16 protein-coding genes, 1 pseudogene and 1 riboswitch are annotated in these 19,686 nt (G+C 47.0%); of the genes and pseudogenes, 11 read left to right on the top strand and 6 right to left on the bottom strand.

From position 1 onward, the window contains the following. The first annotated feature begins 108 nt into the window (after positions 1-108). From ACVA58_RS09420 to ACVA58_RS09395, 6 genes and pseudogenes are all read left to right on the top strand, one after another. Entirely contained in the window at positions 109-1,320 is a 1,212-nt protein-coding gene (locus ACVA58_RS09420; RefSeq protein ID WP_446510188.1) for an adenosylhomocysteinase, read from the top strand. A gap of 93 nt (positions 1,321-1,413) precedes the next feature. Beyond that, positions 1,414-2,658 (top strand): NupC/NupG family nucleoside CNT transporter, encoded by a 1,245-nt coding sequence (locus ACVA58_RS09415; protein ID WP_446510187.1) that lies wholly within the window; start codon positions 1,414-1,416, stop codon positions 2,656-2,658. 401 nt (positions 2,659-3,059) lie between these two features. After that, positions 3,060-3,296 (top strand): annotated as a pseudogene (locus ACVA58_RS09410) (ROK family protein); the annotation flags it as partial. 279 nt (positions 3,297-3,575) lie between these two features. Next, entirely contained in the window at positions 3,576-3,785 is a 210-nt protein-coding gene (gene cspE / locus ACVA58_RS09405; RefSeq protein ID WP_107349178.1) for a transcription antiterminator/RNA stability regulator CspE, read from the top strand. A 425-nt stretch (positions 3,786-4,210) separates the two neighbouring features. Then, a riboswitch (Lysine riboswitch) is annotated at positions 4,211-4,386 on the top strand. A 137-nt stretch (positions 4,387-4,523) separates the two neighbouring features. Further along, positions 4,524-6,020, top strand: a complete 1,497-nt coding sequence (locus tag ACVA58_RS09400) for a Na+/H+ antiporter NhaC family protein (RefSeq protein ID WP_446510186.1) — start codon at positions 4,524-4,526, stop codon at positions 6,018-6,020. A gap of 38 nt (positions 6,021-6,058) precedes the next feature. Then, positions 6,059-7,126 carry a saccharopine dehydrogenase gene (locus ACVA58_RS09395; RefSeq protein ID WP_446510185.1) on the top strand — a complete coding sequence of 356 codons (1,068 nt, stop codon included), beginning with the start codon at positions 6,059-6,061 and terminating at the stop codon, positions 7,124-7,126. A gap of 244 nt (positions 7,127-7,370) precedes the next feature. Here the strand turns inward: ACVA58_RS09395 and ACVA58_RS09390 are convergent, their stop codons facing one another. After that, entirely contained in the window at positions 7,371-8,717 is a 1,347-nt protein-coding gene (locus ACVA58_RS09390) for a magnesium transporter (RefSeq protein WP_446510184.1), read from the bottom strand. 215 nt (positions 8,718-8,932) lie between these two features. Here ACVA58_RS09390 and ACVA58_RS09385 point away from each other — a divergent pair, with 215 nt between their 5' ends. After that, a complete protein-coding gene (locus ACVA58_RS09385) occupies positions 8,933-9,133 on the top strand; it encodes an antitoxin Xre/MbcA/ParS toxin-binding domain-containing protein (RefSeq protein WP_446510183.1) in 201 nt (66 codons plus the stop codon). Between the two features lie 108 nt (positions 9,134-9,241). On the opposite strand, the gene ACVA58_RS09380 is transcribed toward ACVA58_RS09385, so the two are convergent. The 4 genes from ACVA58_RS09380 to ACVA58_RS09365 all read right to left on the bottom strand — a co-directional run bounded on the left by ACVA58_RS09380 (position 9,242) and on the right by ACVA58_RS09365 (position 12,703). Beyond that, a complete protein-coding gene (locus tag ACVA58_RS09380; protein ID WP_446510182.1) occupies positions 9,242-9,709 on the bottom strand; it encodes a DoxX family protein in 468 nt (155 codons plus the stop codon). 172 nt (positions 9,710-9,881) lie between these two features. After that, on the bottom strand, positions 9,882-10,424 hold the full coding sequence (locus ACVA58_RS09375; RefSeq protein ID WP_446510181.1) for a porin family protein: 543 nt from the start codon (positions 10,422-10,424) through the stop codon (positions 9,882-9,884). 411 nt (positions 10,425-10,835) lie between these two features. After that, complete coding sequence (gene murQ / locus ACVA58_RS09370; RefSeq protein WP_446510180.1) at positions 10,836-11,738, bottom strand: N-acetylmuramic acid 6-phosphate etherase; 903 nt, start codon at positions 11,736-11,738, stop codon at positions 10,836-10,838. Between the two features lie 53 nt (positions 11,739-11,791). Beyond that, positions 11,792-12,703, bottom strand: a complete 912-nt coding sequence (locus ACVA58_RS09365; RefSeq protein ID WP_446510179.1) for a LysR family transcriptional regulator — start codon at positions 12,701-12,703, stop codon at positions 11,792-11,794. Positions 12,704-12,878: 175 nt separating this feature from the next. Here ACVA58_RS09365 and ACVA58_RS09360 point away from each other — a divergent pair, with 175 nt between their 5' ends. The 4 genes from ACVA58_RS09360 to ACVA58_RS09345 all read left to right on the top strand — a co-directional run bounded on the left by ACVA58_RS09360 (position 12,879) and on the right by ACVA58_RS09345 (position 18,909). Continuing rightward, the gene (locus tag ACVA58_RS09360; RefSeq protein WP_446510178.1) at positions 12,879-13,988 is read left to right on the top strand and encodes an alcohol dehydrogenase family protein; all 1,110 of its coding nucleotides are present in this window, start codon (positions 12,879-12,881) and stop codon (positions 13,986-13,988) included. Between the two features lie 357 nt (positions 13,989-14,345). Next, entirely contained in the window at positions 14,346-14,756 is a 411-nt protein-coding gene (locus ACVA58_RS09355; protein ID WP_446510177.1) for a DUF2799 domain-containing protein, read from the top strand. A gap of 454 nt (positions 14,757-15,210) precedes the next feature. Continuing rightward, the gene (gene pflB / locus ACVA58_RS09350) at positions 15,211-17,508 is read left to right on the top strand and encodes a formate C-acetyltransferase (RefSeq protein WP_446510176.1); all 2,298 of its coding nucleotides are present in this window, start codon (positions 15,211-15,213) and stop codon (positions 17,506-17,508) included. A gap of 231 nt (positions 17,509-17,739) precedes the next feature. After that, positions 17,740-18,909 (top strand): MerR family transcriptional regulator, encoded by a 1,170-nt coding sequence (locus tag ACVA58_RS09345; protein ID WP_446510175.1) that lies wholly within the window; start codon positions 17,740-17,742, stop codon positions 18,907-18,909. A gap of 95 nt (positions 18,910-19,004) precedes the next feature. On the opposite strand, the gene ACVA58_RS09340 is transcribed toward ACVA58_RS09345, so the two are convergent. Further along, complete coding sequence (locus tag ACVA58_RS09340) at positions 19,005-19,679, bottom strand: DUF1868 domain-containing protein (protein ID WP_446510174.1); 675 nt, start codon at positions 19,677-19,679, stop codon at positions 19,005-19,007. Between the last annotated feature and the right edge of the window lie 7 nt (positions 19,680-19,686).

Below are 19,686 nucleotides of genomic sequence, written 5' to 3'. Positions count from 1 at the left end.
ATTTTGCACACAGGGGAAACTATCAGTTCTTGATAAGTTGATTTAGTTTACATGACATTTCAGGGAAGATTTGTGGGTCAAAAAAACGTTCTCACAACAGAGGCTCCTATGGAACAGAACACTTACCCTGAACACGACGTTGCAGATCTTTCCCTTGCACCACTTGGCCGACGTCGTGTCGACTGGGCAAGAAATCATATGCCGATCATGCGCAGTATTATTGAGCGCTTCGAGAATGAAAAACCGTTTTCCGGATTGACGATCGGTATTTGCCTGCATGTTGAAGCGAAAACTGGCGTATGGCTGGAAGCACTGACCAAAGGCGGTGCTAAAGTTGTGATCACCGGCTCTCCTGGTTCAACCCAGGATGAAACCGCAGCGGCACTGGTTGAAGACTATGGGGTGAGCGTTTATTCCCGTCGTGATGAAAGTTTTGATGATCACATCAACTACTGTCGTAAAGTGCTATCGCATCAGCCAGATATCATTGCTGATAACGGAGCGGATTTACACGAGTTGATTTTCACTGAGTCTGAATTTGCCCATTTTAAATCATCATTGCTAGGCGCAACTGAAGAGACGACAACAGGTGCCAATCGTCTGCGTGAAGATTTCCATGCTAATCAGTTCAGCACCCTGATCATCAACGATACCCAAGCTAAGCGGATTATCGAGAACCGCTTTGGTGTGGGGTCATCGGTGGTTGATGGCATCATGCGTGCAACCAATGTGATGTTGCATGGTAAGAAGGTGGTGGTGATTGGTTATGGTTACTGTGGCTCGGGTACTGCACAGCGTCTACGTGGTATGGGCGCGCATGTGACGGTTGTTGAATCCAACCCGTTGACCTTGCTTGAAGCCCACATGGAAGGTTTCTATACCGCCAAGCTGGAAGATGCTCTGCCTGACGCCGATATGGTGGTTACAATCACAGGCCGCGATAACGTGCTACGCCAAGCGCATTTTGAATTGATGCGCGATAACACCATTATTGCCAACGCGGGTCACTTCCAACGTGAAATCAATCTTCCTGAGTTGGTAGCAATGAGTGAAAGCCAAGATAAAATCCGTCCACATGTGACGGCTTATCAGCTTAAAGAAAAACAGCTATTTGTTCTTTCTGATGCCAACCTCGTTAACCTGTCGGCTGGTGATGGCAATCCTATCGAGATTATGGATCTGGGCTTGGCGTTGCAGTCATTGAGTCTGGAGCGTATTGCCCTCAACCGAGAGTCACTGCAAAACATCCCTCAGCCGGTACCTTTTGATATCGAAATGCAAGTAGCTGAACTTGCAGTTAAATACTGGATTAACCATTAATTTTATCATTGCCCCGAGTGCGTTGTACTCGGGGCTTTTTTGTATGTCGAGTAGATAGGCTACCACCTATCCACCCTTAATAAGGCCGCCAAAATGGACGCTCTGACTAGTTTACTAGGAATGGTAGCATTGCTTGCTATCGCTGTTGTATTTTCAAAAAACCGCCAAGCAATTAATAAACGGACTGTACTGGGAGCCTTCGCTATCCAGTTTACGATTGGGGCTTTTGTCCTATTTATACCGATCGGTAAAGATTTACTGGAAGTCGTGTCGACAGGGGTGAGTTCAGTACTGGGGTACTCTCATGCTGGTATTGAGTTTTTATTTGGTGGGCTAGTCAGCGACAAGATGTTTGAAGTGTTCGGTGGCGGCGGCTTTGTGTTTGCCATGCGGGTGCTACCCGTTATCGTTTTCTTCTCAGCGTTAGTGTCGGTCTTGTATTACCTTGGCATCATGCAGGTGTTTATCCGGGTATTAGGTGGCGCACTGCAAAAGCTGCTGGGGACCAGTAAAAATGAGTCGATGTCGGCGACAGCCAATATTTTTGTTGGCCAAACCGAGGCGCCATTGGTTATCGCGCCCTATATTAACCGCCTGAGCCGCTCTGAACTGTTTGCGGTAATGTGTGGTGGCTTGGCCTCGATTGCTGGCACCGTGTTAGGTGGTTTCGCTGCAATGGGAGTTGATATGCAATACCTTATTGCGGCGTCGTTTATGGCTGCTCCGGGTGGTTTGTTGTTTGCCAAAATCTTGGTGCCAGAAACGGAGGATCGCAGCAGTGAAATGGCTGAAGAAGATGTCTCGATAGAAAAACCAGCGAACGTTATTGATGCTGCCGCGGCAGGGGCATCCAGCGGATTGATGCTGGCATTGAATGTCGGGGCCATGTTACTTGCGTTTATTGGTTTGATTGCCTTGGTCAACGGCATGTTAGGTGGTATCGGAAGCTATGTGGGTTTACCGGAGCTATCGCTGGAATATTTGCTGGGCTACTTATTTTATCCAGTTGCGGTGATCATCGGCATCCCGTTTGATGAGGCGATGGTATCGGCATCCTTCATTGGCCAGAAGTTAGTGCTGAATGAGTTTGTCGCTTATGTGAATTTCACCGAATATCTAAAAATGACGGAGCTCTCGACCCGCAGTACCGCCATTATCACGTTTGCATTGTGTGGCTTTGCGAACTTTGCCGCAGCGGCAATGCTATTGGGGGGACTAGGTACGATGGCACCAAAGCGTCGTCATGAAATTTCGACGTTGTGTATGTCGGCGATTTTTGCTGCCACTATGTCTAACCTCATGAGTGCAACTATTGCAGGTTTCTTCTTCTCGTTTTAGGTGTACTGAGGGGGGCCGTTATTGGTTACTATTTGGCGCGGGATTAGTTTCCCTTTTGCTTCCCTATTACCGTGAGGCTCGAGGTGCGATTTCAAGGGGGCGGTGCGCTTCGATAAGGTAGCGAGGTCACTTGAAGGTGTGCAAGGCCGCTCTGGGGCGTTATTCCGCTAATACTGGGTGGTGGTGAATTAGAATACTGGCCTTTGATCCGAGAGTTGCTTATTCAGGGAACAGAACCCATCTCAGAGACATATTGGGGAGGGCTGGACGCACTGACTTGGTTGATATCACGTTGGAGCAACATTATCTTGAGAAAATCAAAAACTGGTATCTGGATGATGGCTGGTATGGGGACGGTGATGTAGGCCGTTGACCATAGAGCGGATTGCACCAGCTTTTACCAGCTTTATATCGATCAGTTAGCGCGCGCATTGGCTAGCATCATTAATCTTATTGACCCTGATATGATAGTGATTGGTGGGGGGCTATCAAAACAAAGCCGCATTTTTGATGATTTACCAAACGTTTTGTCGAGTTATGTATTCGGAGGTAAATGCAACACGCCGGTGTTACCCGCTAAATTGGGTGATGACTGCGGGATATACGGTGCAGTGAAGGTTGGTAGCCAAGCTAGTTAAAGCCGTTTTGGCATTATTGACCTTGGTTTAGGAAAAAAAATTCATTTTTTTAAAAATAATGCTGTACATAAAGCGCCCAGCTGTTAATATCCCTCTCGTTCTTTAGAACAAAGAGTTATTCAATGCAACATCAAGTACAAGTTAAACCTTTAGCTACTTATACGTTATCGTACTGTATCTCACTGTTTCCCTTAGATTGAACGTAACATTAAATAATTCACTAACCTATCATATCGCATATTGCGATTAGTTTATTAATGAATTTATAAGGGGCAGTCCATGTCTAAGTCAACTGGTATCGTTAAGTGGTTCAACGAAGAGAAAGGTTTCGGTTTCATCACTCAAGAAAACGGCGGTGCTGATGTATTCGTACACTTCCGCGCTATCGCTTCTGAAGGCTTCAAGACTCTTGCTGAAGGTCAAAAGGTTTCTTTTGACGTAGAACAAGGTCAAAAAGGCCCACAAGCTGCAAACGTTGTAGCTCTGTAAGTCGAAACTTACTTTGTGATAAAATGCTGGCTTAGGCCGGCATTTTTTATATCTGTCATATGTGATCTGTTTTTATCTTCTCTTTCTCTTTCTCTTTCTCTTTACCTCCTGCTTTCTCTTAGTTGCGTAAATATGCAATCACCGCTTGTTCTAAATCATCTCTAGTCATACCTCTGTTCAAACCTAGTTAAACATTCATCTCTCGACTCTCAATTGGCCCTGATCTCTAATTATCACAATGGTGGGAATTTTGAACGCTGTGGTGGTTTACCCTGCAGCCTGATGATTTTCTAGTATATGATGATGTTAAATTAATGTTTTAAAAAATAAATTTCGTGATCTTTATCACGTTGTGTGGTCAATTCAGTTTGGTTTGGCCAGATTTGTGTTTTATTCAATGTAGAGCGAGAAATTATTCAGTCTCGCTTGTTAGTAGAGGCGCATTGCCTAACAGTAGTTTAGTGAAGGTCGACAACCAGAGAAGCTAAACGAAAGGAGCCAATGCCGAAGCAGTAGAGGATGTCAGCCATACTGCTGGGGTTGTTCTTAATAGGAACAGCACTGTCATCCAGGCCCGTCTGGATGGGGAGCTACAGCAATTTTGTCATCGAACAGGTAAGTTCGCCTACCGATTTCGTACAGCCTTTGTCTGCTCGCGTGTTCCTATACGCCCCTCCTCTGAATCCCAAGTCATTTTGGGTAATAAATACCTTGTTGTTTTTTAGGAGAAGTCTACGAATGGCTGATTACGGATTGTTGTCCATCGTACCCGCGGTGTTGGCATTGATACTCGCCTTTACCACTCGGCATGTTGTTTTGGCTCTGGGAGTTGCAGTGATCAGTGGCATGCTGATCTTAACCAAGGGTCACCCGGTCGATACTGCGCTGATGTTCCTGTCTGATGGGCCGTTTACTCAGCTCGCTTCGGGCAGCAACGCACAGATCATTATTGTTATTACTATCATTTCAGGTTTCATTTATCTGGTTGAACAAAGTGGCGGTATGGCGGCGTTTTCGTCCATGGCTACCCGTTATGTGTCATCGCCATTGAAAGCCCAGTTAGCTACTTGGGCAACCGGGATCGGTATCTTTTTTACTGATTCAGGCAATTCGTTGATCCTTGGCCCAATGTTCGCGCCAATCTACCAGAAGCTCAAATTGAGCAAAGAAAAGTTGGCGTTCATTATTGATTCGACATCATCACCGGTGTGTGTGCTGATCCCGATCATCAGCTGGGGGGTCTATTCGCAAGGGTTGATTGAAAATGCCTTCGATAATATGGGCCAACCGGTCGATGGTTTCACGACCTTCTTGCAGGTGATCCCTTATCAGCTATATGCCTTGCTAGCACTGTTCAGTGTGCCTGTGTATGCAGTGCTGAAAAAAGATTGGGGCCCGATGGCTGAAGCGGAGTATCAAGCTCGCCAACAAGCGGTGGTGAGTGAAGCATCAACAGAGCAAGATCCGCAGGTTAAATCTGGCCGAATTTCACTGATAGTCTTGCCCCTGACGGTACTGTTTAGCTCGCTGATTGCCTTGTTTACCTACAACTATCATCTGCACGGTACCATTAATGGCCCGGTGATCCGTACATCATTGGGAACCAGCTATCTGATTGCCTCGGTAACGGCAATTGGCTACTACGCCTACACCAAAACTATGACCGCCTCGACAGCCTTCAATACTTTTGTATCGGGAATGCAGCGGATCATGCTAATTTTGATTATCTTGCTATTGGCATGGACCTTGGGTGATATCTGTAAGTCTCTGGGAACCGGAGATTATATTAGTCAGGTGATGAATGACCGTCTGCCGGTATTTTTGTTGCCAGCGATGATCTTCATTATCGGCAGCTTTATCTCGGTTGCGACAGGTTCGTCATGGGGCACCTTTGCTATTTTGATCCCTATTGCCGTACCGGTTGCCAGTGCATTGGGTGCCGATCCGCTGATTTGTATCGGTGCCGCATTGAGTGGCGGCATGCTGGGTGATCATTCTTCACCTATTTCGGATACGACGATTTTAAGTTCGATGTCTACCGGATGTGATCACGTTTCCCATGTCCGTACCCAGTTCCCGTATGCCATTTTGACCGGAGTGACCGCCAGTATTGGCTTTATGGTCGCCGAGATCACCCGTAGTCCGTACACCATTCTGTTGGCGGCATTATTGCAAATTGCTTTGATTGTTTTGATGGTGCGCCGTCAGGCTTCAGTAAGCCCTGTTACCGCTTAAGAAGCGGTTGCTTAAAAACATCTGTTTATAAAGGATTGATGATGAACACACTATTTTGGCTAAGAGATGAAGTAAAAGTTGGTGAACATAGAACGGCACTAACACCAACAGGAGCCAAATCATTGATTGATGCTGGTGCGCAAGTGATTGTGGAGCGCAGCACAACGCGTATTTTTCCCGACCAAGCCTATGTTGATGTCGGTTGTGAACTGGCTGATGGGCATAGTTGGACCGAAGCGCCGGATCACGCTTTTATCCTTGGCTTGAAAGAATTGGCAGAAGCCGATTTTGCCCTCAAGCATCAGCACATTTATTTTGCCCATGCCTTTAAGGGGCAGGATGAAGCGGTACAGATCCTGTCGCGTTACAATGCTGGTGGCGGCCAGATCCTTGATTTGGAGTTCCTGCAAGATGAGCTTGGTAAGCGTGTCTGTGCCTTCGGTTACTGGGCGGGTTATGTCGGCGCGGCAATTGGCTTGTCTGGTTATATCCATCATTTACAGTGTAAAGATGTGTTTGGTGCGGTGAGTAGCTACCCGGATCGAGAGCATTATCTAGCGGCATTGGGTGAGCAGGTTGCTACCTTATCTGAGAGACCTAAAGTGTTGGTTATCGGTCAGTTTGGTCGTTGTGGCCGTGGCGCTTTGGATTTGTTTGCTGAGTTGGGTATTGACGCTGACGGTTGGGATATTGAGGAAACGAAAGCCGGTGGTCCATTCACCGCAATCAATGACTACGATATCTTAGTTAACTGTGCCTACTTGGCTGAAGGAACTCCGCCATTTATTACGAAAGAGAGCCTAGGTGATTCACCGCGCCTAAGCATGATCAGTGATGTTAGCTGTGATCCGAACAACCCGGATAACCCAATTCGTATTTACAACCAATGCACGAAACTGTCAAAGCCAATCATCGAGTCGGATGTTAGCGGTGTATATGTCCAGGCGGTTGATCATCTGCCGACCGTACTACCGAAGGAAAGCAGCGAAGATTTTGCCGGTCAACTTCTACCTCACTTGCTGACGCTATGCCAGGGCGAAGATCCTAACGGTGTGTGGGGACGGGCAAGTGATTTCTACGCATCAGCGTTAAATAGTATCAAATAATGATTAAAGCTGTTATTTCAACAGCACTAAGCATTAGCTAAGTATTTAATCCGGGTGTAGGAATACACTCGGATTTTTTTATATGTAGCTATGGGGATACTAATAGCAATATGGAGGCAAGGAGTCGTTTAATGTGAAGAGTTCAGTAAAACCGAGTACCCCAGAATTTCGGGATTTACTGAGGACTCGGTGCTTTTAGGGGGTAAAGTAGAAGTTTTATACGGTCTCTCCTACAGACCCCTTTTTAAATAAGTAACAGCTTGGCGGTACCGAGGAAGGCAAAGAAGCCGACCACATCAGTAACGGTAGTGAGGATCACTGAGCCGGCCAATGCAGGGTCAAGTTTGAACTTGTCGAGTACTACCGGGATCACGACTCCGAATAGGGCTGCAGTAATGATATTGACCACGATACCGACCGAAATAATGACGCCGATAATTGGTGATTGAAACCATAAGCCTGCCATCAGGCCAATCAATACAGCCCATAGTACGCCATTGAGAAAGCCTATCCCCAATTCATTGCGAAGTAATGAACGGCGGTTACCGGCGGTAACCTGATTAAGCGCCATACCCCGGATCATCAGAGTCAGGGTCTGGCTGCCCGCAATGCCCCCCATCGAGGCGACAATCGGCATTAGGATCGCGAGGGCCACGACCTGGGCTATCACATCTTCGAATAAGCTGATGGTCATTGAAGCCAGTACGGCGGTGATAAGGTTGATACCCAGCCATACTGCACGTTTCTTGGCACTTTTTGTGATCGGGGCGAACAAGTCGTCCTCTTCACTCATACCGGCATTTGCCATCAAGGTGCTTTCATAGTTTTCGCGCATTAGCTCAAGGGCGAGATGGGTATCGACTTCACCGATCAAGGCAAAGTTCTCATCAACGATCGGTAAGCTGAATTGTTGGCTATGCTCCACGGCTTCTACCGCTTCGGCGAGCGAGGCATCATCTTCTAGCACCAGTGTGTCGGTATCGGCCAAGCTGCTCAACTTGGTGAGTGGTTCAGCTTTTATCAACTGCTGGTAATTGATGGTACCGACGAACTTAGTGTCGCGGGTGACAACATAAATCGACGCGGGGTATTGGTAGCCATACCGTTCCAGCAATACCATGGCGCGCTTTGCCGAGATCCCTTGTGGCAATGAAAGTACCTTGGGATTGGCATAACGGCCTATCTGATCGTCATCGTATTGGTTGGCCCTATCAAATAGCTCTATGTCTTCTTTACTGAGCTTTTCGATCGCCCGCTCAATGATATCTTCCGGCAGCGAGTCTGCCCATTCAATCAATGAGAGGTTGTCGAGCTTACCGAGTACTAAATCCAATTCGGTATCGCTCAATGATTGGATAACCCATTCTCGGGTGTCGCCGCGCATCGCGGTAAGGACATCGACATGATCATTGAGGGGTAATTGGCGCCAGAGTTCCATACGCTGATCGAGCGGCAAGGCTTCGAATAGGGTCGCGAAGGAGCCTGCTTCTAGTTGTTGGATCTCGGGTTCATTAAAAATTTGACGTTGTTCGTCAGTATCTGCGGCAGATATGCGCTCTATGAGCAGGCTTAAGTCAATGGTGTTGCTCATGCAGGTTTCCTTGTTGCAAACGCAAGCAGCCAGCGAAAGGTTGGGCTTGTTGTTTTTTGTTTTTATCTAATTGGTTGGAGGGACTTTTCCCTAACATCTGGGGTATAGAGTATGGTTTTCACTTTTGTCGGTCAATTGTGATATCGCTAACTGTCGCTAATATGAAATCAGGCTAGTTTAGTAATGAGTAGTTAGTTACCGGCAAGGAGAAGGTGATGGATAAACAACAGGTTCCTGAAGCGCTGTATGATGATGCCTTGGCGTATTTCGGTGATAGGGTAAAAGCCGATGAATGGCTACATACTGAAAATATTGCCCTTGGTTTGGTCTCACCGGCGAGCCTATGTAAATCTGAAGCGGGAAGAGCGGAAGTCAAAGAACTGCTTCGCCGTTTGAAGGCCGGTGATACTATTTGAACCCACTACGGCTTAAATGTCCTTAACCTGTCAGTGGCGAGCATTACCTATTAATACTCGCCATTCGATGCTTTCTGCCAGTGTGGTTCTGTAGGCTTATTTCTCCGATTAAGCGAAAGCCGCGCTGTTCAGTGATTGGGTGCGTGATAACAACAGGTTGTCGGCACTCAACCGACCTGCACCAGATACCAGTAACGATACAGACATAGCCAATAGCGCCAAGCCGAATTCATAGCCGCCGTTGGACATGAACAAACCGTTATCCAAATGTACAGTGACAATGGCTACCACCATCGTTACCGCTAGAGCCAGAGCCGTAGGGCGGGTAAAAAGCCCTAATAGAATAAATAAACCACCAAAGAACTCTGCCCCACCAGCCATCAGTGCCATCAGGAAGCCGGGCTCCAGACCGATGGAGGCCATCCACTGACCAGTGCCTTCTAGCCCGTAGCCGCCGAACCAGCCGAATAGTTTTTGTGCGCCGTGCGCCATGAAGATAATACCTGCCGGTACTCGCAAAGCGAGTGGAGCGAAACTGGTTGGAGAAGAAAGGATTTTACTGATCAAAGTGTTCATTATGCTGTCCTCAAATTTAGCGGCAAATCATAGTGCCGATTAACTGCCCTGTGTGATTGAGTACATCTTAGGCAGTGTCTGTTGAGAACAACATCAGGTGAACTTGAGCCTTTTGTTCGAAAAATTCGAATGAACTAATAAGAAAAATATAAATTGAAGCGATATATTGTTGTTAGAACTTGAAATTTACCCCAACTAAATAATGGTTGCTGCTAAAGCTGTGAGGCAGTTCGATACGTTGATACTCAGCGCTGATTCCGAAGTGTTGGCCGAAGGCGAGTTCAGTGCCAAGGGCGAAGTAGGGAGAGAAACCACGTTCAGTGCGGGTATGCCAATTATTTTTACTCACCTTTGTATCAATATCGACGGAAGCATAGTTGATACCTCCACGTGCATAGACATTGGTAAAGGGTGTCAGTGGGTATTCGGCTTTTAAGCCCAGCATTCCTCCATTATAACTGGAAACGGACTGAGTTAGCCCGAGTGTTCCCAGATAGCTCAGTCCTCCGGTGTTGGCAAAGTACCCGGTGTCGAGAGAGAAGTATGGATTGAAGTGATAGTTATATCCAAGTTCAAAGGTAAGACCGGCATCGCTGTCACTGTAGTCATTGCTCGTTAACACGCCTCCACCGGTGCGTATTCCCACTTCATGGGTAATGCTGGCATAGCTGCTGAACGGACAAAGTAGAAGAATAACTGGGATCAGGTGTTTCATAAAATACGGCGTTTTATTGATTGTGGTGGGATTCTATCGATGGCGCAGAATGAGCTCAATAGCTTGGGACAAAGCCATACATTGTTGCTAGAGGTAGTGTGTTGCTCTGCTCATGCATTTTAAGCGCACTTATGTGCCTTGAAATGGCTTGGCGTCGGGTATGACATCCGATCAGTCTCAAATGTGAGGAATGGACTAATATTAATGTATCCGTGCCAGTTTTGGTTAAGGAAGATGTGGCTATGATGGATGCAGATACAATGTTTACCTGTATCTACTTGCTAGAATTTGACTCGCTAATTGTGTCTTGATTTGGACACTCGCAAATTTCGCTCAGCCTCGGCTGGGCATTTTTATTCCTGCCCATTTTACTTTCCTTCAGGTTCGCTACGGCTGAGCTTATTTTCTGCATTATTTGTTACTGATAGCCTTGCGGGTGAAGCCTTGGTTTTCATCCAATAGTGACGTAGCTTCTTTAGCATCAACACCAGCCAATAGCATCACAATCGCCGTCTTGCAGTGGCCGTCACAGGCTTCGAGTGCTTCAACAGCCTGCTCACGGTTACAGTCTGTGGCTGCCATGACAATGTTCTTTTGGCGCTCGACCAACTTGGCGTTAGTCGCTTCGACATCCACCATTAAATTGCCAAACACCTTGCCGGTTCTGATCATCGCACCGGTGGTGAGCATATTGAGGATCAGCTTTTGTGCTGTACCGGCCTTCAAGCGTGATGAGCCGGTGACAATTTCCGGGCCGACAATCGGTGTGATGGCAATATCTGCCGATTGACTCATGGGACTTTGTGGGTTGCAGCTGATACAGGCAACGGTTGCGCCTAAGGATTTGGCATAGTCCATGGCACCGATTACGTAAGGTGTCCGGCCACTGGCAGCAATGCCGACCAACACATCTTTGCGACTGAAGTTAAGCGCCTGCAGATCGCCAGCCCCCATTTCACGGTTATCTTCGGCGTTTTCGACCGCCTTGAGAATAGCTTGATGGCCACCTGCGATAAGCCCAACCACTTGCTCCGGCTTGCTGCCAAAGGTCGGCGGGCATTCACTGGCATCCAGAATGCCTAACCGACCAGAGGTACCTGCACCGCTATAAATCAGTCTGCCACCTAGCAAGAAGGCATCAGCAATGGCATCAACCGCGCGGGCAATGTCAGGCAGTACCGCTTCGACAGAAAGCGCGACTTTTTGATCTTCTTGATTGATGACGTTTAGCATATCAATGGTTGATAGCGTATCTATCTCGGCGCTGGCGCTGTTACGGCTTTCTGTCACCATTTTGGTCAAATCAATTTTCATTCTGGGGTCCGTTTCAATGAGGTATCACTTTTATGTTATGACAAAATTTTATGTTACGGCAAAGCCTTAAGCGAGGCGTTATGTGATTTAACTTGTAACTGCTGGTGAGCCAGGGTGAAGCAAGCTGAAATGGTGTCTACTGTATGCTTGCTCAGCTCTTGAGAGTAGATCAAGTTGAAATTTAGGCGCTCATTAAGCGTAAAGATATCGTGGTACGGATCCGAAGGTAAAAACGGCTGAGCTAGGCCATTTTGGGACAGTGATTCTGGTAACAATGAAACAGCAAGCCCGCAGTAAACGGCTTCTGCAATATTATCGAGCACCGAGCTGCTAAAGACGATGTCATAGTGGATATTGGCATTTTCAAGCGTGGCTAGCGTTAGATCCCGGTTCAGACAGTCGCCATCAAACAGGGCGATGGGAACAGCTTGGCCGGGTCTAAGAGTCAATGTGGGTGATTTGACCCAATTGATGGATTCACTCCATAAAGGCATGCCATCTTTAATGCCGGACTCACCGGCAACAATGGCAATATCGACGGTACCAGCTTGGCGCTTTTTCCGTAGGTGGCGACTTCTATCACACACAATTTTTGCTGCCAAGTTTGGCATCTTCGCTTGTAATAGCGGCATAACATGGCGGATAAAGTCGCCGGCATAGTCGGTTGGGATCCCGAAGGTCAGTTGGCCAGAGATATCTTTTCCACTAAGCGCAGCAAGGGTACTGTTGTTTAGAGCCAGCATCTGCTGGCTGCGGCTAAGCAATACCTTTCCGGCATCAGTCAAGATCACACCCCGGTGGGTACGGATAAGCAACTCGCACCCAGCTATTTCCTGTAGTTTTTTCATCTGCATACTAACAGCGCCACTAGAGCGATAGACTCGCTCGGCAGCAAGTTTGATCTCGCCGGTTTCTGCGACAGCAACAAAGGTTCTCAACAACTCTAAATCTAACAGTGTATCCATATTATTTTTTTCAACCGGTTATCTTTAATGGGCTCTGGCTAAGGCGTTGGGATTAATTATAGATTTAGATTTTCTAAATTTATAGGTCAGTTTTATTCGTTAGGCTAAATCTGTGATTGTCTATATTGTGGGGAGCAAAGCCGAAGGCGTTCTGAATGATGTGGGAGAGACTGTGATGATAACTTCATTGCCAACTACGATGAAAGGTGTGGTGCTGACCGGGCACGGTGGCTTAGATAAACTGGAGCTGCGTAATGATCTGACGTTACCGGAACTGGCTGAAAATGAAGTGCTGATCGCGGTGGGTGCTTGTGCGGTTAACAATACCGATATCAATACCCGCATCGGCTGGTATTCCAAGCAAGTGACGGCTGATACCAATACCGGTGGAGCAGAGGGTTTTGATACTATTGATGACCAAGATGCCAGTTGGTCGGGGATCCCACTAACTTTCCCGCGTATCCAGGGCGCTGATGTTGCAGGTCACATTGTGGCCGTTGGCGGACAGGTTGACCCTTCTCGTGTTGGTGAAAGAGTCATGGTTCGTGCTATTCAACAACACCCACACAGTGATGAGTCTTATGGTTGTATCACCTTCGGCTCTGAGTGTGATGGTGGCTTTGCTCAATATACCAAAGCGCTTGCCGAAGAGGCGTTTAACGTCAATAGCCCGATGACCGATGCGGAGCTGGCTTCATTCCCGTGTGCGTATTCAACCGCTGAGAATATGGTCGATAGGGCCTGTGTCAAAGCCGGTGATGTGGTACTGGTAACCGGTGCATCAGGTGGTGTCGGAGTGGCCGCTGTTCAGCTTTCCAAGCGCCGTGGTGCAAGTGTCATTGCGGTGTGTGGTGTCGATAAGAGTCAGCAAGTACTTGAAATGGGTGCTGATCGCACTGTTGCCCGTGGTGAGAGTTTAGTCGAATCACTCGGCACGATGTCGGTCGATGTGGTGCTTGATCTGGTGGCTGGCGAGCAATGGCCTGAGTTGCCAGAAGTGCTGCGTCGAGGTGGCCGCTATGCCGTAGCTGGGGCGATAGGTGGCCCGTTGACTGAGCTGGATGTACGTACCTTGTATCTTAAAGATCTAAGCTTCTTTGGTTGTACTTACCAACCGCGGCATGTTTTTGAAAACCTCGTAAGTTACATCGAAGCTGGCGAGATAAAACCGATTGTGTCCAAGATTTATCCGCTGGAGCAAATCCATCAAGCTCAAGAGGATTTTCTGGCGAAGAAATTTGTCGGTAAATTGGTGCTGGTACCATCACATAATTCACAAAGCTAAAATAAAACCGTTTGAAGTGATATTCAAAATGTATCTTTGAGGTTCGTGTTGAGATAACATGCATTTAAAAGTTTTGTTTTTGGTGTAAATGCATCCCATCATAAGGAAGTTACTAACTATGAGCTCTAAAATGACTTTTGCGATTATCTTTTCTGCAGCTATCTCACTGTCGATGATCGCGCCACTATTTATTTTGGCTTAAATCCCGCTTTCTCTGCTGCTGGAGCTATCCAGCAGCACTTTATCTTCGCTACTGCCAGATTCTCACTTGCTATCAAAAAGCTAGGCCCAAATCTCTATTCCTCTGTGCCATAATTAGCCACTGCTGACTTTGGCTATATTTTTTGGATAACGATAATGAACAATAAAAAATGGATGCGTGTATTGATAGGGGCTTCAATGGTGTTGGCATTGAGTGCGTGCAGTACCAATTACGTAGACAACTATGTCGCAGCCAATGATTGGCAGTCACTGGGTGAGCAAGATGCATTGAAAGGTCATCGGGTCAGAGATCTGTCATCACTGGTAGATGCTGATCTATTGGTGGCGCAACAAAAATACAGTGCGGGTTATGAAATTGGCCGTGCTGAATACTGTGACGTTGATAAGGCGTGGTCGTTGGGTAAATCAGGCCAAAGCTATTTCGGTATTTGCGATGGCATGCCTGATGGCAGCGAATTCAGGCAGCAATATCAATTTGGCTATAGTGACTTTGTGCTAGAAATGGAGCGAGAAAGCTCAAAGGATGGATTTGGCTTCGGCTATTAAAGCTATTGCTTGATTAACAAATTATCTATTAGAAAAGCCCTTCATAAACGTTATCTATACCGGCTGAGATGAAGGGCTTTTTTATGGTTAAAAGAAAATGATTATTTCATTTGTTCTTATTTAGCATCGTTGTATACCTCTTTTCATTGTGCGTTTCTGTTTATAATATTTTGATTTAATAGTTTTTATTGTGTTTGAGTTTTTGTTTATGCATTTCGTGCATTTAAAAAATGAAAAGCATTCATTTTACTCATGTATTGGTTTGTCATACGATTCAACCATCAAGAAGACATCGGAAAAGTGTCACTCTAAATCTTCTTGAAACATCTTCTATCGGTATTTTATAGAGCCGAAAAATATATTAATTAAAAGATATTAACGTTGTGCCTTCTTCATATTTCAATTCTTTTAATAAATATAAATCATAGAACACTATTATTGTTAGGTATTTAATATGACTATTCCTACTACTGAAATGCTTCAAGCGTGGAAAGGTTTTACAGCTGGCGATTGGCAGACCGAGGTTAACACCCGTGATTTCATTCAGGCTAACTATACACCTTATGAAGGTGATGAATCTTTTCTTGCTGAGGCGACGCAAGCAACGGTAATGCTCTGGAATAATGTTTTAGAAGGGATTAAAGAAGAAAGCCGCACACATGCGCCGGTTGACTTTGATACCGACCTACCATCAACTATCATTTCGCACGATGCTGGCTACATCAATAAAGAGCTGGAAACCATTGTTGGCCTACAAACCGATAAGCCGCTCAAGCGTGCCATTATTGCCAACGGTGGTATTCGTATGGTGAAAACCTCGTGCGAAGTCTATGGTCGAGAGTTAGACCCTGGGGTTGAAAAAACCTTTACCGAATACCGTAAAACGCATAACAAAGCCTGTTTTGATCTGTATACCAAAGATATTTTGGCGTGTCGTAAGTCCGGTATCATTACTGGTTTGCCAGATGCCTATGGTCGTGGACGTATCATTGGTGATTACCGCCGTCTTGCCCTATACGGTATTGATTTCCTCAAAGCGGACAAACAAGCGCAGCTGAAATCAACCCAAGCCTTTTTAGAGCAAGGTCAAGATCTCGAAAAGACACTGCGGTTGCGAGAAGAGCTGGCTGATCAGATCCAGGCTTTGGAAGACATCCGCACCATGGGGCTAAAATACGGCATCGATATGTCTTCTCCTGCATGCTCTGCTCAGGAAGCTATCCAATTTACGTATTTCGGCTACCTAGCTGCGGTGAAATCTCAAAATGGCGCGGCGATGTCCCTTGGCCGTACCTCCACCTTCCTTGATGTTTACATCGAGAGAGATATGGCCAATGGGGTATTGAGTGAGTCACAGGCTCAGGAGCTCGTCGACCATTTCATCATGAAGCTGAGAATGGTGCGTTTCCTTCGTACGCCTGATTACGATTCGCTGTTCTCTGGCGACCCAATCTGGGCAACCGAAGCGATGGCGGGAATGGGTGTCGACGGACGTACATTGGTCAGTAAAACCACCTTCCGTTACCTGCATACGCTTTACAACATGGGACCGGCGCCAGAGCCTAACATGACGGTGCTTTGGTCTGAGCAGTTACCGGAAGGGTTTAAGAAATATGCCGCTAAGGTGTCTATCGATACATCATCTCTGCAGTATGAAAATGATGATTTGATGCGCCCTGACTTTAATAACGATGACTATGCCATCGCATGTTGTGTCAGCCCGCAGATCGTTGGTAAAGACATGCAGTTCTTTGGTGCCCGCGCTAATTTGGCAAAAGCACTGCTTTATACCATCAATGGCGGTGTTGATGAAAAGTCAAAAGCTCAGGTGGGCCCGAAACAATCTCCGATTGCCGATGATGTATTGGATTTCGACACCCTTATGCCACGTTTCGATGCCATGCTCGATTGGCTAGCAACGCAGTACGTGACAGCGTTGAATATTATCCACTACTCGCACGACCGCTACAGCTATGAAGCGTCACTGATGGCACTGATGGACAGAGATGTTAAACGCACAATGGCTTGTGGTATTGCTGGCTTGTCGGTGGTTGCAGACTCCCTTGCTGCGATTAAGTTTGCCAAGGTGACACCGATCCGTGACAACGATGGTCTAGCGATTGATTTTGATATTGACGGCGATTATCCGACGTTTGGGAACAACGACTCTCGGGTTGATGATATTGCCTGTGATCTCGTAGAGCGCTTTATGAAGAAAATTCAGAAGATGAGTATGTACCGTGAAGCGACGCCAACGCAGTCAATTCTGACCATCACATCCAATGTGGTGTACGGTAAGAAGACCGGCAATACCCCTGATGGTCGCCGTGCCGGTATGCCGTTTGGCCCGGGTGCCAACCCAATGCATGGTCGCGATCAGAAAGGGGCGGTTGCCTCGCTGACCTCGGTGTCGAAATTACCGTTTGCTTATGCCAAAGATGGCATCTCGTACACGTTCTCTATCGTTCCTAATGCATTAGGTAAAGATAGCGATACCCAGAAACAAAACTTAGCAGCGCTAATGGATGGTTACTTTCATCATGAAGCGGGAGAGCATGGGGTAGGCGTTGAAGGTGGGCAGCACCTCAATGTTAACGTAATGAACCGTGACATGTTGTTAGATGCTGTCGAGCATCCTGAAAAATACCCACAGCTCACGATCCGTGTATCGGGTTATGCGGTGCGTTTCAACTCGCTGACCAAAGAGCAGCAGCAGGATGTGATAACCCGTACCTTTACCGAAAAGATGTAAGTGCTCAAAGAGCATTGCCGAAATATAACAAGCTGTGACTACCTAGCTACTTGTTAGCAAATCTTGGCCTGCCTCCGTGCAGGCCTTTTTTTATCGTCAAGATAGCCATTTATCTAACCCTTCTGCTGCTACCGTAGAATGAGTATTTGAATCGACTTTTTGTATAAAGAGTATTGACCCGTCTAAGGCTTCATAGTTTAAAGTGATAGCTGAATTATTGAGGGATGCGTCATGTATCGTATTTCAGAATTAGCGGAACAAGTCGGCCTTTCTCGCTCTACCTTGCTGTATTACGAGAAGCAGGGCTTGATCACTGGCAAGCGGCTCGATAATGGTTACCGCAGTTATAGCGAGCGGGATCTTCAACGCCTTCGCCTGTTGCAGCAGTTGCAGGCCGGTGGGCTGACCCTCAAGGAATGCCAAGCGTGCCTTGAAGCCAAGGTCGATCGTCAATTATTGCTCAGCCGAATGCACCAGCTTGATGAGGATATTGCCCATAAGCAGCAATCTCGGGCTTTGCTGGCTGCGATGCTGGGGGAATCGGATATGACGGCATGGCATCAGTCGTTGGAGCAGACTGCCCCTGATGCGCATTTAGATTGGTTAATGAAACAGGGCTTCGATGAGAAGCAGGCCCTGAGACTGAAGTGGTTATCAAAAGATATGAATACACACGAACAATATATGGCTGACTTCAACACAATTTTTGAAAGTCTAGACCGTTGGGGGCCGGGCACAGAAGCCGAGACCATCAAAGCCTTCAGATTGCTGCCAGAGGCACCTCAGAAGATATTGGAGATTGGTTGCGGCCAGGGCATTGCGACCACAGTGTTGGCAAAACAGTCTGACGCAGTCATCACCGCGATCGACAACCATGAAGACGCACTAAGCAGATTGCGCGAGCGAGCCACTGAGGCAGGTGTTGCAGACAAAGTCATTACCGAGTGTGCCAGCATGACCGATCTGTCATTCGATGATGCCAGTTTCGATGTGATTTGGGCCGAGGGCTGCGCCTACATCATGGGGGTAAACAATGCCCTTAAGCAGTGGAGGCGGTTATTGAAAGATGACGGCGTGCTGGTGCTCAGTGATTTGGTTTGGCATTGCGAAACCCCAAGCGCGGAAAGGCAGGCATTCTGGAGCAAGGAATACCCAGACATGACGAGAGTTGATGAGCGTATGAAACAGGCGCAAGTCGCGGGTTATGAGGTGCTGGATAGCTTCACCTTAAGCGATGATGCGTGGAAGGCGTACTTCGAGCCACTGCAGCTGCGGGTCAATGAGCTGAAAGAGGCTATGGCGCAATCCCAAGCGATTAAAGATATCCAAACCGAATTGGATATCTATCACCAAGGCTTTGGGCAATTCGGCTATCAGGTGTTTATCTTGCAAAAAAGCTAGAGCCGGAAATACCCGGTAGGATGATTGAAGCGTGAAAATAGCCACGGCAGGTTTTGAGAAGATCAAAACCTGCCGTTTTTCCAATAAAGAACTATTTACGATAGCTGCTTTAGCGGGGTGAACTTGAACATATTCTCGAAGGTACAGAATTCAACAGGGCCATGCTTAAGTAGTCCGAAGGTGGTTGATAGGCGTTCGGCAATAGCATCCGTAGTTGCTTTCAACTCCTCTTTTTCATGCTCTTCCAGTTCGATGACACGATAACTCAGGGTGACATGGAAGTGGTAGTCATTGAAATCTGGCATCTCAATACCAGTTGCTTCACGCAATTGGTTACGGCAGTTCGCCAGCGCTTCTGCAGAGGCTTCGTTGGCCGGTTTGATGCGTACCGCAGAGCCGCCAACCGGACAGTTGTAGACATAATCGAAAACCATTTCGAAGCCGGCATGGGAGCCGAGGTTATCGATAGCGCTAGCGAAGAAATCGGTGGTTTGCTCGATGGGTGTATCGAGTGCCAGTTTCGAGGTCCACTTTTCAGCCAATCTCACTTGATCACACACGCCTTCGAAAACAGTCATGTGCATGGATGAAATAGGGAGATAGGCGAACTTATAACCGCACTTCATGGCTTTGAGTTGCTCTTGTGCCCAAGTTAGTTCGCCAATGAGATCTAGTGTTGGGTTAACATGGCAAATAAAGGTATTGCCTGGAAAATGACGGACAGAACCATCCTCGTGGAATTTAACTCCCACGCTCGGTGCGTATTTCATAGTTTGA

Source organism: Photobacterium sp. DNB22_13_2, assembly GCF_052873915.1.
This window is presented reverse-complemented; position numbering and strand designations above follow the sequence as displayed.

What these genes read in the sequence shown, in the direction of transcription:
- ACVA58_RS09420 (WP_446510188.1), top strand. Translation starts at nt 109, where the DNA reads ATGGAACAGAACACTTACCCTGAACACGACGTTGCAGATCTTTCCCTT.
- ACVA58_RS09415 (WP_446510187.1), top strand. Translation starts at nt 1,414, where the DNA reads ATGGACGCTCTGACTAGTTTACTAGGAATGGTAGCATTGCTTGCTATC.
- cspE (WP_107349178.1), top strand. Translation starts at nt 3,576, where the DNA reads ATGTCTAAGTCAACTGGTATCGTTAAGTGGTTCAACGAAGAGAAAGGT.
- ACVA58_RS09400 (WP_446510186.1), top strand. Translation starts at nt 4,524, where the DNA reads ATGGCTGATTACGGATTGTTGTCCATCGTACCCGCGGTGTTGGCATTG.
- ACVA58_RS09395 (WP_446510185.1), top strand. Translation starts at nt 6,059, where the DNA reads ATGATGAACACACTATTTTGGCTAAGAGATGAAGTAAAAGTTGGTGAA.
- ACVA58_RS09390 (WP_446510184.1), bottom strand. Translation starts at nt 8,717, where the DNA reads ATGAGCAACACCATTGACTTAAGCCTGCTCATAGAGCGCATATCTGCC.
- ACVA58_RS09385 (WP_446510183.1), top strand. Translation starts at nt 8,933, where the DNA reads ATGGATAAACAACAGGTTCCTGAAGCGCTGTATGATGATGCCTTGGCG.
- ACVA58_RS09380 (WP_446510182.1), bottom strand. Translation starts at nt 9,709, where the DNA reads ATGAACACTTTGATCAGTAAAATCCTTTCTTCTCCAACCAGTTTCGCT.
- ACVA58_RS09375 (WP_446510181.1), bottom strand. Translation starts at nt 10,424, where the DNA reads ATGAAACACCTGATCCCAGTTATTCTTCTACTTTGTCCGTTCAGCAGC.
- murQ (WP_446510180.1), bottom strand. Translation starts at nt 11,738, where the DNA reads ATGAAAATTGATTTGACCAAAATGGTGACAGAAAGCCGTAACAGCGCC.
- ACVA58_RS09365 (WP_446510179.1), bottom strand. Translation starts at nt 12,703, where the DNA reads ATGGATACACTGTTAGATTTAGAGTTGTTGAGAACCTTTGTTGCTGTC.
- ACVA58_RS09360 (WP_446510178.1), top strand. Translation starts at nt 12,879, where the DNA reads ATGATAACTTCATTGCCAACTACGATGAAAGGTGTGGTGCTGACCGGG.
- ACVA58_RS09355 (WP_446510177.1), top strand. Translation starts at nt 14,346, where the DNA reads ATGAACAATAAAAAATGGATGCGTGTATTGATAGGGGCTTCAATGGTG.
- pflB (WP_446510176.1), top strand. Translation starts at nt 15,211, where the DNA reads ATGACTATTCCTACTACTGAAATGCTTCAAGCGTGGAAAGGTTTTACA.
- ACVA58_RS09345 (WP_446510175.1), top strand. Translation starts at nt 17,740, where the DNA reads ATGTATCGTATTTCAGAATTAGCGGAACAAGTCGGCCTTTCTCGCTCT.
- ACVA58_RS09340 (WP_446510174.1), bottom strand. Translation starts at nt 19,679, where the DNA reads ATGAAATACGCACCGAGCGTGGGAGTTAAATTCCACGAGGATGGTTCT.